This window comes from Brevundimonas halotolerans (genome assembly GCF_003730275.1).
In the GTDB taxonomy this organism is placed as follows: Bacteria; Pseudomonadota; Alphaproteobacteria; order Caulobacterales; family Caulobacteraceae; genus Brevundimonas; species Brevundimonas halotolerans.
The window spans coordinates 55,551-67,329 of record NZ_QTTA01000021.1; the positions used below are offsets into that span (position 1 = coordinate 55,551).

Consider the following 11,779-nt stretch of genomic DNA (forward strand, 5'->3'; position numbering starts at 1 on the left):
TGCTCCCCCCATCGGTGTCGCCGCCAGGGGAGAGCGTCAACAGCGGAGATCGATAAACTTCTGCAGCAGCTTCGCCGGATCGTGACCGAGCGCCTCGGCGACTAGGCAAAACTCGATCACGTCCAGGCGGCGCTCGCCTCGCTCCACCTTGGAAACGAAGCTCTGAGGCCGTCCCAGTCGCGCCGCCAGCTCGACCTGAGTGAGCCCGGCAGCCTTCCGCGCTGAGGCGATGAAGCCGATGAACTCCTGATGCCGTTGCGTGAAGATCGATGACGGCAACGCGCGCCCCTGACAGGTGAGGCGCTTTCGCTAAATCCCAATCCGGGATATCCCAGAACCGGTTATTTTGTTGGAGGGGCGCGGGCCTGCCGAACCTGCGCTTTTGGCCCGCATCGCGGCCAAGACAGCACCTGCGCAAACACCGGTATCTTATATGATGTGACCAAGGTGGCGCATCTGAACGCACAGATGAAAGTAGACCACATGAACAAGACCAAGATCCGACTGGGGCTGGTTGTTGCAGCCTTGGCGTTCAGCGGGTGCGCTTCCGCGCCAGCAATGACGCCGGGTTCCTATGTCAGCCGAAGCGAGCCTGTGTTCCTGATCTCTGAAACCGAAGCCGACCAAATCTTGGTCGACGCCATGAATGCCGAGTTCGGCACGAGCCCGATCGTGCGCGTCGAGTACCCCCACAAGGGGTATCAGGCCACGATCAAGTTCCTGTTCGACAGCCACCAGATCGTCGCCACCATGGTTCCTTCAACGGGACTTAGAGCCGACGGATCAGCGGAGGCTGGGTACTACTTCAACGTCACGCACAGCGGGACCATGCCGCTGTCAGGTATCGCCCGCTCCAATCGCCTGCGAAAACGGCTGTCTGACGCAGCCACAAGCCTGTCGCCAAGCGTCCCGGCGGCTAGGTAGGCGAGCAGGTCGGCGTTTGTCCGGGGGCGAAAGTCCTTGTTGCTCATCGACCTTCAGGCCGTTCACTAGGCCAGCCTGACATTCCCCCAGACCCCTGCTCATCGACCCCCGTGGCATCCCGCTGCGGGGGTTTTTCTTTGCCTTGAAAGGCCCCTCCATGCTCTCACTCACCGACCGTGACGCTGTCACACACGCCCTCACAGACCCGACCTTAGACCCCACCCTGCGCGCCCTAATCGGCCTTCGCGTCTGGCAGGTAGACACCGACCGCCGGCGTCCCCTTGGCGAAACCCTCCAGATCGTCGTCGTCCAACCCGGCGACACTTCCGAGGTCATCCACGAGGCGGTGGGCATCCCGATCACATGGGAGCAAGCCGATCAGCCGGGCTTCGAGTGGATGAACGACCACGGCTCATGGTTCGAGCTGGCCTACGTCCTCACTGACGACTTCGGGATGCTGGTGTTCGTGGCTGACCATTCCGAGACCAACCCCACCCTGCGCTTCAACTGCCTCGGCTTCGCAAACCGTCCGGACCTCACGGAGAGCAAGGCTTGATCTAGGCCTGCCCACCTCCGCCTGACGACCAACCAACCAATCCGCACCGAGCCTCCACGACACCGTCGCGGGGGCTTTCTTCATGCCCGAAAGGAGTCTGCCTATGCTTACCCTGACTGACCGAGCCTCTGTGACCAGCGCGCTCACGAACCCTGACTTAGACCCCGACCTGCGAACTCTCATTGGCGATCGCGCTTCGTCCCTGAGGGAGAACACCAAGCTCTTCGTCGTCCAGGGCGGCGACACACCAGAGGTCATCAACGCAGCCCTCGGCTTTGCGATCACAGGCGACCAAGCGGAGGAGCCGAACTACAGCTGGATCAAGGATCACGGACGGTGGTTCGAGATCACCTATCTGTGCCGTCGCACCGTGGTCCTTGTCGAAAATGACCCCGGCACCGAACTGGGGATCCACTACCTGTGTCTGGCTCACTTCTGGCCGGACGACGAGGAGCCCGGTCGGTGAGCAGGTTCCTCACCTTCGTGATGCTTCTCATAGGTCTGGCGGTGGTCCAGGCGGTGGCGGTCGCCCTCGTGGCGGGTCTGCTGCTTGCGCTGCTTTTCTGCTTCGCCACCCGACCGCGCGAGGCGCTTCTTTATCTGGGCTCGCTCGCGTTGCTAGGTCTGGCAAGCGCCCGACCTGTCGCCCTCATCGTTGCCTTGGCGGTCATCGGCGTGGCCTTGATGCTGGCTAGGGGTCGGGGGAGATGGGGAAGGTCGAGGTTCGCAGGCGCTGGCTGCGCACGCCGCCATCGTACCCCTCGGCTAGACGGCGATGTCTCTCGATAGCCGCTTCAACACCTCGGCAAACAGCCGCGCCGGGTCTGCCTCCATCGCCCTCGCGGTAGCGCTTCCAAGTAGAGCCTATCCCGCCCGTCAACTGGCATGAGTCGGAGGACGGGTGGGTCATCGGCCGGTGGACGTCGGTGTTGGCGAGGCGCGCCCATCGTCGCGCAATTAAGCTCTGGAGGGCTTGGGCGCGCTCGGAGGAACCCGGAGGTCTTTGACCTAAGTCTTTTTTGGCTCTGCCAGGCCCGCCGAGAGCTTTCGCGCTTCCGCCATGACGTCCACCACATTGTCCGCGACCGATACGAACGCCTCTCCCTGTTCGGTCAGCTTCGTCGGAACGCTGTCGTGATATACCAGCACCTTCTGGCTCCACCTTTCGAGGTTCTGGATATGCTTCGTGACCGCGCTCTGGGTGATCCCCAGCTTCTTGGCGGCCACCGACCGATTTTCCGACCGCGAGACGACGACGAACGTCTCCAGCCAAGATAGGCGCAAGTCTCCTAACTTTAGCGCGGGGTAACTGCGTTCTAGAGGCTTTCGCACGGCTGATTCGCTCCGAACCTAATCTCAAACAGCGCTGAGACGTCAGTCCATAACGGAATAGTGCGCAGCTCGGCATCCTTCAAGTGGACTTTTCCAGCACGGAATGCGGCCCAATATCTTGCTGTTTTCAAAACGATTTTTTGGCGCATGATTTGGTCGTCGGCCTGAGGGACGACACCGAGATCGTCGCACTCAACAGCGGCATGGAGGTGTCGGAAACAAGGTCGATCCATTTACTCCTTTGAGGATCACACCATGGGACTTCGACCCAAGCCCAGCCCGCCTCCGCCCAGTCTTCGGGTCCCACCGCCCCCGCCCTCGATGCCTGTGAAAGAGGTAGAGGGGGAAGCCCCTCTCGTCGCCGCAACGCTCCCCTCTCCCCCTTTGCAGACACCCATGGCCAGCAGCGCCCTCGCTGTCGTCGTCACGCATCCCGAAGCGATCTTCCCGGCAAAACTGATCGTCCAGATCACGCCCGGTGAAGAGCACCTCGCTGTGTTTGAGGCTGAACGCGTCTTGGCCGAAACGGGACTGTACTACGTCTCAGGGGGCCAGCTGGCTCGGCTGGTCCCGACCGCAGGCTCGATGCAGTGCGAAGTCGTCAACTCGCAGACGCTGTACGTGGTCATGTCAGAGATGATCGAGTGGCAGCGTCCGAACTCGAAGGGGGAGTGGGTCACGTGCAATCCGCCCCATCACCTCCTCAACACCTTGATCTACACTCAGGACCGCAAATACCTGCAGACGCTCATGGGTATAGCCCATCAGCCCTATTTCGACGCCAACGAGCAGTTGGTCACGACGCCCGGTTTCAACTCAACGACCGGCATTTACGCCAGCTTCGGCGCCAACGAGTATGCGATTTCTGCACCTACGGAGGAGGATGCCCAGCTGAGCCTGATGGCGCTGAAAGCAGAACTGGCGGAGTTTGAGTTCGAAAAGGCGGAGGATCTGTCTGCGGCCCTGTGTGCGATGCTCACAGCCGCTATTCGTCCAGGCCTTCCTTTGGCGCCCGCATTCAACTTCAACGCCGCCTCGTCAGGCAGCGGAAAGAGCTTTCTGGCCGGCCTCGTCGTGCTCTTCGCCACGCCGTTGCATCCGTATGTTACCAGCTATCCCACGACCGCTACCGAAGCCATCAAGGTGATTCTGGCCATGCTATTGGAGAAGCCGCCGGTCATCCTCTTCGACGATATGCAGACTGACTGGAAGCCTTTCGGTGCCATCAACAAGGCGCTCACCAGCCACACCACCACCGAGCGCCTCCTTGGCAAAAGCGGCACCGCGACAGCGCGGACGAACTCCCTATTCCTCGGAACGGGGAACAATACAGGCCCGATCAAAGATATGCGTCGGCGCGTGGTGACCGCGCGGCTCGCCGCCAAATCCAGCCTGCGGACTTTCGAACGCAACCCCCAGAAGCAAATATCGAAACACCGCTCCGTCTATGTCGGCTTTGCTCTGACCATCATCCAGGCCTTCCTGCTCCACGGGAAGCGTGACGACACCCTCACATCGATCGGCTCATATGAGGACTGGTCGAGGTTCTGCCGCGAACCCCTCATCTGGCTGGGTGAGCCAGACCCGGCCTTAAGCCTGATCAATCAGGTCAAAGACAACACAGACGATGAAGCGTTGGCGGTGCTCCTGAAGCTGTGGCGTGACCTCTACCACGATGAGTCAATGACTGTCCGCGAACTCCTTTCTGAAGCCCCGAGAAAGCCGAAGCTTCAGGAAATCATCGACGAGATCCTCGGCGTCGAACGCGGAGCCAGCCCCCCGCACCTGCTGGGGCAATATCTCAAGCGCCACCGTGGTGTCCGGGTGAACGGACTGCGCATTGAAGACGGGTACAGCTCCGAGCGTAAGGCTTGGCGCGTCCTGACGGACTACGAGTAGCCAGCTTCCCTTCAGCCCAGCCAACTCGGGCCGGCGCAAAGTGGAAAAGAGGTAGTTCCCCTTTCCCCCTTTGATTGCGGCGCGGCGCTCGTCACCCACGCCCCAAACGCGGCCCCCTGAGGCCCGCTCCGGGCTCCCCATGGCCCGACCCCATCCCCGCCCCCGACGCGTGGCCCCTGCGGCTCAGTCTGGGGCAACGCGGGCCTGACCCGCTCAACACCACCCCCACCCCAACCGGCTGCCCTTCTGGGCGGCCTGACGACACTCGCCCGTCGATCATCAAACACGCAAGGAAACTACACATGCCCAAGGCACACCTGACTCAGGCCTTCGTCGACAAGGCTGGTTGCGAAGTCGGCAAGAACAAGACCGACTACTACGACACCATTATCCCGGGTTTCATGCTGGAGCGCCGTTCCAGCGGCAAAGGCACCTACTCGTTACGCTACAATGATCTGAGCGGCCGTCAGAGGCAGCACAAGATCGGCGGCGTTGATGACGTCACATGCGCTGCGGCCAGGAAAAGGGCTCAGCAACTGAGATCGGAAGTGGTCATGGGCGGCGACCCCGGCGCAACGAAGGCGCTGGCGAAGTCCATACCCCTCTACGGCGAACTGGCCGCCAAGCACCTTGAGTCCTTTAGGGGTCGGAAGTCCTACGAGGATGTCGAAAGTGTCATGCGCGTGCATGTCCTTCCGAGGTGGGGAAAGACGCGCCTGACGGACATGAACAGCCGGTCTGTGGCCCAATGGCTGGACGAGAAACGATCGAAGGGCTTGGCACCGGCGACGGTGGAAAAAATGCGCGTGATCCTCGGTCGGTCATTCGTGCTGGGCGCTAGCTGGGACATCCCGGGCACTGAAAAGAACCCGGCCCGAAACATACCACGAGCGCCACTAAACAACGCCCGCGAACGGTTCCTGACGGGGGAAGAGGCAGTAAGGCTGAAGGAAGCGGTCGCGGCTTCCAACAACCCTCAGCTTCAGCACATTGTCGGGCTGCTCCTTCTTACAGGAGCCCGGCTGCGCGAGCTGCTCGATGCTGAGTGGAAAAACGTGGATGTCGAACGTCGATCGTGGTTCATCCCCGACAGTAAGACCGGCAAGTCGCGCTACGTCCCGCTTTCAACGCCCGCCGTGGCGATCATTGAGGCGCTGCCGCGCTTCAAGGGCTGCCCATGGTTGGTGCCGAACCCGGACACCCGGAAGCCTTATGTCTCCGTAAAAGGAACGTGGGGGACGGCGATAAAGGCCGCAAAACTGCCGGGCTTACGGCTGCATGATCTGCGGCACTCGGCGGCGTCTTTCATGGTGAACAGCGGTGTAGACCTGTTCGCCGTTGGCAAGGTGCTAGGCCACGCCAACTATCAGAGCACGCAAAGGTACGCTCACCTCGCCAACGACACCCTTCTGAAGGCGGTCGAGGCAGGAGCGGCCAAGCAGTCGGCCTTCTGAACCCAAGCGCTTCACCCGCATCCTGGCATTACGTCGGGGTGCGGGTGGGCGCCTTTTTTTTGAGGCTAATCTGGCTGGTCAGAGAAGCCGGCCCTTTCAAGCTTCACCTTCGGCTTCCGGCAAGGGCATCGCTAGCTTTGACAGGCGATCCGCAGCCTCTCTCGCGACGCGCTGACCAGCAGACCAAGCGTAGAGGATTGACCAATCTTCCGCGAGATAGAACTCGCCGCCTAGCTTCTCAGCGCCATCGTCGACTAGCCTTGCCTTCATTGCGTCCTCACCTGCCCGAGCAACGTCGCCGCAGGGCCACGGGGCAGTTGCGTAAGGGTCATCAGGCTTGAAAACTTTCCACACATAACAGCCCTCAGGATACGCCCATTGAACTTGGTCGCGACGGGCAAGGGGACTCTTAGAGAATCCAACCTTGATGATCTTTCGATCGCCAATCTCAGCCGCCGATCGGCCGAGCCAGACCGACAGATCGCCTTCCAGCGTGAAGATGTAGAGGTGACGAGGCCCATCGGGTTCACCAACCCAGAAAGGACGGGTAGCCACCGGTCCGGCACGGCCGCTCGAAACGGAGCGTTCAAGGGTTGTGATCGAGGCGTCGATCTCACCAGATCGCCCATAGACGGGAACTTCGTAGACATCGAGGGCGAGAAGTGCGCCGGCTTCCTCCGACGGCACAGCCACCCCGTCAGAGCCGATGTACTGAGGGTCCGCGCTGGCATAGGCGGACGGTAGTATTTCTTCGATCGGTCTCCAATCCTCGGGCACTACACGCCAAGCTCGAGTTGCCCTGACCGCGTAGGACCACTTGCCGCGTGAGTCGGGATCAGCTTCTTTCTTTGCCCATCGGTCACCGGCGATGAACGCCTGTGCAGGGCCTACCTCGTGCGAAACCTCGAGAATGCCGACGAGTTTGCCGCGCATCCCTTCAGGGCCCTTACCCTTGGTGACGTAGATGGCGACCAACACGCCTGGCCGGGTAGCCCTAAGGAAGTTGTTCCGCTTAGCCTCGCTTGCGAAGCCTATGCAGCCCCAATCAGCCGGATCGAACCCCCAAAACGAGGTCAGCCACACCTGCCGACCGTCGGGCAGTTCGTCTGGCCGTGACGCCAATTCTGGTATGACCGACCAATCGAAGCCAAAGACGCGTTCTTGCTCGGCTTGGACGTCGATATCTCCAAGCCTCGCGCGGATATGGGCCATGGCGTCCTCATCAGGTCGAGTCTTGCCCTTGGGAACTAGGATGAGGGTTAGGGGCGGCAGACCTCGGTCTGCCAACTCGTGGAGGATGACTTCGAGGTGACGTCCAAGGCCTCTCCCGGTCGGATGTCCCCACCCGACTTGGTCCGCGACCATTTGGTAGGTCACCCGGCTGCGCTGCATGGCCTTGGCTGCCAAATAGCGCGCGATTTGGGTTTCAATGACGTCCATGACACCCCGTCTCCCCTGCAATACTGTCTCTCTGACCTCTTCACAGAACCCCAGCCGCTCCACCACCCCGCGCAAGTCTTTTGCAGGTATGGCGCAGGTGGGATTTCGGCCTAGATCTGAGTTAGCGTTCGTTCGCTAGGAAGCGCGTGCACCACGCGGTCAGGCCAGATTGGGAAATGTATGGGTGGAGGCCCTCGGATGGGTTTAGATTGTCCGTCAAAGCCATGCCGAGCATAGATCTCTCGGGTTCCTTTCAGTCGTTTTCGTAATGCGGGGGTCAGGTGTTCGAGTCACCTAGGCGGCACCACCTTCTTCCATGACCCCATCTCCTCTTGTTCGTCATCTTCCGGCCCTTGCCGCCACCCTCGGCTTCGTGGGGTTGATCGCGCTTGGGGCCCGGGTCGATGTGGCGGTGCCGGGGTCGCCGGTGCCGCAGTCGCTGCAGACGCTGGCTGTGCTGGCGGCCGGGCTGGCGCTGGGGCCGCGGTGGGGGCTGGTGGCAGGCCTTCTATATCTTGGGGCGGGGGCGCTGGGCCTGCCGGTGTTTGCGGGCGGGGCCTCGGGCCTGTCGGCGCTTTCCGGGCCGACCGTCGGCTATCTGGTCGGGTTTCCGCTGGCGGCGCTGCTGGTCGGGATCGGGAGCCGCACCCTGTCCCCCGGCCCCGTGTGGCGTACCATGCTGCTCGGCTTCGGCCTCGGGCTGGCCGGTCATCTGTTGATTTTGGCGCTTGGCTGGGCGGGTCTCAGCCTCAGGATTGGCGCATCCGAGGCCCTTTCGGCGGGCGTCACGCCCTTCCTGTGGGGCATGGCGGTCAAGTCGGCGGCGCTGGTGCTGAGCGCGTCGCTGCTGCTCGCCCTACGAGACCGCTTGAACATATAAGCATATCTTTATATGTCTGCGGCTCCTGTCATGCGGAGTTCGCCCCTTGTCCCGTACCTCCTTCCATTTCACCTCGGAAAGCGTCTCCGAGGGACACCCCGACAAGGTCGCCGACCGCATCTCGGACACCATCGTCGACCTGTTCCTGTCTAAGGATCCCGAGGCGCGCGTCGCCTGCGAGACCCTGACCACCACCAATCGCGTGGTGCTGGCCGGCGAGATCCGCGGCAAGGGCATCTGGGAGAACGGCGCCTGGGCCCCCGGCATCGAGGCCGAGATCGAGACGGCCGTGCGCGCGGCGGTCAAGGACATCGGCTATGAGCAGGATGGCTTCCACTGGGAGACGTTCGAGTTCTCCAACTATCTGCACGGCCAGTCGGTCGACATCGCCGTTGGCGTCGACGCCGCCGAGGGCAAGGACGAGGGCGCGGGCGATCAGGGCATCATGTTCGGCTATGCCTCGAACGAAACGCCCGAGCTGATGCCGGCCACCCTGGCCTACAGCCACCGCATCCTGCGCCGTCTGGCCGAGCTGCGTCACGGCGGCGAAAAGGCGCTGGAGCCCGACGCCAAGAGCCAGGTCACCCTGTTCTATGAGAACGGCCTGCCGGTGCGCGCCACCTCGATCGTCGTCTCGACCCAGCACGCCAAGGGGATGTCGCAGGGCGATGTGGCGGCCCTGGTCAAGCCGGTGGTCGAAGACGTCCTGCCCAAGGGCTTCATCACCAATGAGACCGTCTGGCACATCAATCCGACCGGCGTGTTCGAGATCGGTGGCCCCGACGGCGACTCGGGCCTGACCGGCCGCAAGATCATCGTCGACACCTATGGCGGGGCGGCCCCCCATGGTGGCGGCGCCTTCTCCGGCAAAGACCCGACCAAGGTTGACCGGTCGGCGGCCTATGCCTGCCGCTATCTGGCCAAGAATGTCGTTGCCGCGGGCCTCGCCGACCGCTGCACCCTGCAGCTCAGCTATGCCATCGGTGTCGCCAAGCCCCAGTCGATCCACGTCGACCTGCACGGCACGGGCAAGATCTCCGAGACGGTGCTGGAAGAGAAACTGCTGGGCCTGATCGGCGGCGGCACCCCGCGCGCCATCCGCGAGCACCTGGGCCTGAACAAACCCATCTATGCCCGCACCGCCGCCTACGGCCATTTCGGCCGCGAACCCGAGGCTGACGGCGGCTTCTCGTGGGAAAAGACCGATCTGGTCGATCAGCTGAAGGCGCTGGCCTGAAGAAAGTGGCGAGTAGCGAGTGGCGAGTGGCGAGACCCTTTCAACCCACCCGGTGACGCCCTATGGCTGGCACGCCTGCTGAGCCGTACGCCGGTTTGGAACCGCAGCGCCTTCCTCGCCACTCGCCACTCAGAACCCATGTCCGACCCCTCTTCCCACGGCCCGATCCGCAGCTTTGGCCGCATCAAGTCGCGCGCGCTGAAGCCGCGTCAGGCGGCGCTGTTCGACACCCTGTTGCCCACGGTCGCCTTGCCGGACCCGGCGAACGGACCGCTGGACCCCGCCGCGATCATGCCCGGTGCCAAACAGGTCTGGCTGGAGATCGGCTTTGGCGGGGGCGAGCATCTGGCGGGTCAGGCCGCGCGCCACCCCGACACCTTGATGATCGGCTGCGAGCCCTTTCTGAACGGCGTCGGCTCAGCCTTGCGCCACATCGAGGAGGGCGGGCTGAAGAATGTCCGCATCCATGCCGACGACGCGCGCGCGGTGCTGGCGGCCCTGCCGGACACCTCGGTCGATCATGTGCTGATCCTGTTTCCCGACCCCTGGCCCAAGGCGCGCCATGCCAAGCGCCGTCTGGTCCAGGCCGATGTGGCCGCCGAACTGGCCCGCATCCTGAAGGTGGGCGGCAAGCTGCGCTTCGTCACCGACTGGAAGGCCTATGCTGACTGGGCGCTGGCGCGGTTTCTGGAAACGCCGGGCCTCGTCTGGATGGCCGAGGCCGCCGACGACTGGCGCAACGCGCCCGCCGATCACATCCGGACGCGCTATGAGGACAAGCACCTGGGCGATACCGAGCCGGTCTTTTTGCTCTTCGAGCGACGGGCGGCACCGGCGGCCTGACGCTCGGCAAAGGCGTGAATGAAGGCGTACTGGCTGTCCATCTCGGGCACGGTGCGACCACGCGCGGCCCCGACCTTGAGCACCGCCTCGTCCGGGTGCAGCCCCCCGGCGATCAGCAGGCAGCAGGCCAGGGTCGGCGCCCGGCCCAGACCGGCATTGCAGTGGATCACCATTCGCTCGCCGGCCAGCAGTTGCTTGCGCAGCTTCTTCACCAGACGGTCGAAGGCCGGCACATCGGCGGGAATGTCATGGTCGGGCACCGGCAGGTTGTCGAAGGCGACGCCGTGCGCGGCGCACACCTCGGCCTCGCGGACAATGTCCAGCCGCTCGACCTCCTCGGGCTCCAACAGGGTCACGACCCGGTCGACATAGCCCAGATTGGCGACCAGCACGGCCTCCATCGCCTCGCCCCCGGGCGGGCGGCGCGAGATGCCGAGGCTGCCGGGCGTGTCCTGCGGTATCCAGTGAATCTCCATGAGATGGCCTCTAGGCGAGCCGACGAAAAAAGCAAACACCCCAAGGGGGCTGACAAGCCGTGTCGGGGGCGCTATACGGCGGGCCACATCGTTAGACCGGCGTCAAACGGCGTCGTGATCAAGCGGCGGCCCTGAGACGGTCGGCCGCTTTTTTTATTGGAGTACGCCCCGCGTGCGCGCCAGGACCGCCGAAGACCGCGCCCTGATCGAGATGATCGACCCCGTCGCCGAGACGCTGGGGCTGGCAGTGGTGCGCGTGAGGCTGATGGGCGGCACCCTGCGCCGTCGCCTGCAGGTCATGGCCGAACGCCCTGCCGACAACGACATTTCGGTCGAGGAATGCGCCCGGCTGAGCCGCGCAATTTCCGAAGTGTTCGATGCCGCCGACCCGATCGCCGGGGAATATCTGCTGGAGGTCTCCTCGCCCGGTATCGACCGGCCACTGACCCGGCTGTCCGATTTCGACCTGTTCGAGGGCTATGAGGCGCGACTGGAAACCGATCGCATGATCGAGGGCCGCAAGCGCTTCAAGGGCACGCTGGCCGGCACCGACGAGGGCAATGTCGCCATCGACCTGGACGGCGAGACCGATACCGCCCTGATCCCCTTTGACTGGCTGATCGATGCCAAGCTGGTCCTGACCGACGAACTGCTGAAGGCGGGGGCTGAAAAGCGCGCCGCCCGCAATGCTTCCGATCCTGACGCTGACACCCACTCTACCGACTCCGAGGACTGACC

13 protein-coding genes are annotated in these 11,779 nt (G+C 63.2%); 9 read left to right on the top strand and 4 right to left on the bottom strand.

All coding sequences use genetic code 11. From position 1 onward, the window contains the following. Positions 1–36 precede the first annotated feature (36 nt). Positions 37–279 (bottom strand): helix-turn-helix domain-containing protein, encoded by a 243-nt coding sequence (locus EG854_RS10835; RefSeq protein ID WP_164462007.1) that lies wholly within the window; start codon positions 277–279, stop codon positions 37–39. 204 nt (positions 280–483) lie between these two features. Here EG854_RS10835 and EG854_RS10840 point away from each other — a divergent pair, with 204 nt between their 5' ends. The 3 genes from EG854_RS10840 (at position 484) to EG854_RS10850 (ending at position 1,946) form a co-directional block, all read left to right on the top strand. Continuing rightward, positions 484–924: a hypothetical protein gene (locus EG854_RS10840; RefSeq protein WP_123288141.1), complete on the top strand. Its 441-nt coding sequence runs from the start codon at positions 484–486 to the stop codon at positions 922–924. Positions 925–1,081: 157 nt separating this feature from the next. Further along, positions 1,082–1,480 carry a hypothetical protein gene (locus EG854_RS10845; RefSeq protein WP_123288142.1) on the top strand — a complete coding sequence of 133 codons (399 nt, stop codon included), beginning with the start codon at positions 1,082–1,084 and terminating at the stop codon, positions 1,478–1,480. A gap of 103 nt (positions 1,481–1,583) precedes the next feature. Further along, entirely contained in the window at positions 1,584–1,946 is a 363-nt protein-coding gene (locus EG854_RS10850; RefSeq protein ID WP_123288143.1) for a hypothetical protein, read from the top strand. 542 nt (positions 1,947–2,488) lie between these two features. Here EG854_RS10850 and EG854_RS10860 read toward each other — a convergent pair. Further along, the gene (locus tag EG854_RS10860) at positions 2,489–2,812 is read right to left on the bottom strand and encodes a helix-turn-helix domain-containing protein (protein ID WP_123288145.1); all 324 of its coding nucleotides are present in this window, start codon (positions 2,810–2,812) and stop codon (positions 2,489–2,491) included. Positions 2,813–3,208: 396 nt separating this feature from the next. Here EG854_RS10860 and EG854_RS10865 point away from each other — a divergent pair, with 396 nt between their 5' ends. Then, a complete protein-coding gene (locus EG854_RS10865) occupies positions 3,209–4,711 on the top strand; it encodes a hypothetical protein (protein WP_123288146.1) in 1,503 nt (500 codons plus the stop codon). 302 nt (positions 4,712–5,013) lie between these two features. Beyond that, positions 5,014–6,165 carry a site-specific integrase gene (locus EG854_RS10870; RefSeq protein WP_123288147.1) on the top strand — a complete coding sequence of 384 codons (1,152 nt, stop codon included), beginning with the start codon at positions 5,014–5,016 and terminating at the stop codon, positions 6,163–6,165. 96 nt (positions 6,166–6,261) lie between these two features. Here EG854_RS10870 and EG854_RS10875 read toward each other — a convergent pair whose 3' ends face one another. Beyond that, entirely contained in the window at positions 6,262–7,605 is a 1,344-nt protein-coding gene (locus EG854_RS10875) for a hypothetical protein (protein ID WP_164462009.1), read from the bottom strand. A gap of 316 nt (positions 7,606–7,921) precedes the next feature. Between EG854_RS10875 and EG854_RS10880 the strand changes: the two genes are divergently transcribed. From EG854_RS10880 to trmB, 3 genes are all read left to right on the top strand, one after another. After that, positions 7,922–8,485, top strand: coding sequence for a biotin transporter BioY (locus EG854_RS10880; protein WP_123288149.1), 564 nt, complete (start codon positions 7,922–7,924; stop codon positions 8,483–8,485). Between the two features lie 46 nt (positions 8,486–8,531). Beyond that, entirely contained in the window at positions 8,532–9,722 is a 1,191-nt protein-coding gene (gene metK, locus EG854_RS10885) for a methionine adenosyltransferase (RefSeq protein WP_123288150.1), read from the top strand. A gap of 138 nt (positions 9,723–9,860) precedes the next feature. After that, entirely contained in the window at positions 9,861–10,565 is a 705-nt protein-coding gene (trmB, locus tag EG854_RS10890) for a tRNA (guanosine(46)-N7)-methyltransferase TrmB (protein WP_123288151.1), read from the top strand. On the opposite strand, the gene EG854_RS10895 is transcribed toward trmB, so the two are convergent. Next, positions 10,490–11,041, bottom strand: coding sequence for a phosphatase domain-containing protein (locus tag EG854_RS10895; RefSeq protein ID WP_123288152.1), 552 nt, complete (start codon positions 11,039–11,041; stop codon positions 10,490–10,492). The genes trmB and EG854_RS10895 overlap by 76 nt on opposite strands. A gap of 172 nt (positions 11,042–11,213) precedes the next feature. Between EG854_RS10895 and rimP the strand changes: the two genes are divergently transcribed. Further along, a complete protein-coding gene (gene rimP, locus EG854_RS10900; protein WP_123288153.1) occupies positions 11,214–11,777 on the top strand; it encodes a ribosome maturation factor RimP in 564 nt (187 codons plus the stop codon). Positions 11,778–11,779: the final 2 nt, after the last annotated feature.

Bases quoted from the DNA above. Each gene is read 5' to 3' on its own strand.
- EG854_RS10840 (WP_123288141.1), top strand. From the start codon at position 484: ATGAACAAGACCAAGATCCGACTGGGGCTGGTTGTTGCAGCCTTGGCG.
- EG854_RS10845 (WP_123288142.1), top strand. From the start codon at position 1,082: ATGCTCTCACTCACCGACCGTGACGCTGTCACACACGCCCTCACAGAC.
- EG854_RS10850 (WP_123288143.1), top strand. From the start codon at position 1,584: ATGCTTACCCTGACTGACCGAGCCTCTGTGACCAGCGCGCTCACGAAC.
- EG854_RS10865 (WP_123288146.1), top strand. From the start codon at position 3,209: ATGGCCAGCAGCGCCCTCGCTGTCGTCGTCACGCATCCCGAAGCGATC.
- EG854_RS10870 (WP_123288147.1), top strand. From the start codon at position 5,014: ATGCCCAAGGCACACCTGACTCAGGCCTTCGTCGACAAGGCTGGTTGC.
- EG854_RS10875 (WP_164462009.1), bottom strand. From the start codon at position 7,605: ATGGACGTCATTGAAACCCAAATCGCGCGCTATTTGGCAGCCAAGGCC.
- EG854_RS10880 (WP_123288149.1), top strand. From the start codon at position 7,922: ATGACCCCATCTCCTCTTGTTCGTCATCTTCCGGCCCTTGCCGCCACC.
- trmB (WP_123288151.1), top strand. From the start codon at position 9,861: ATGTCCGACCCCTCTTCCCACGGCCCGATCCGCAGCTTTGGCCGCATC.
- EG854_RS10895 (WP_123288152.1), bottom strand. From the start codon at position 11,041: ATGGAGATTCACTGGATACCGCAGGACACGCCCGGCAGCCTCGGCATC.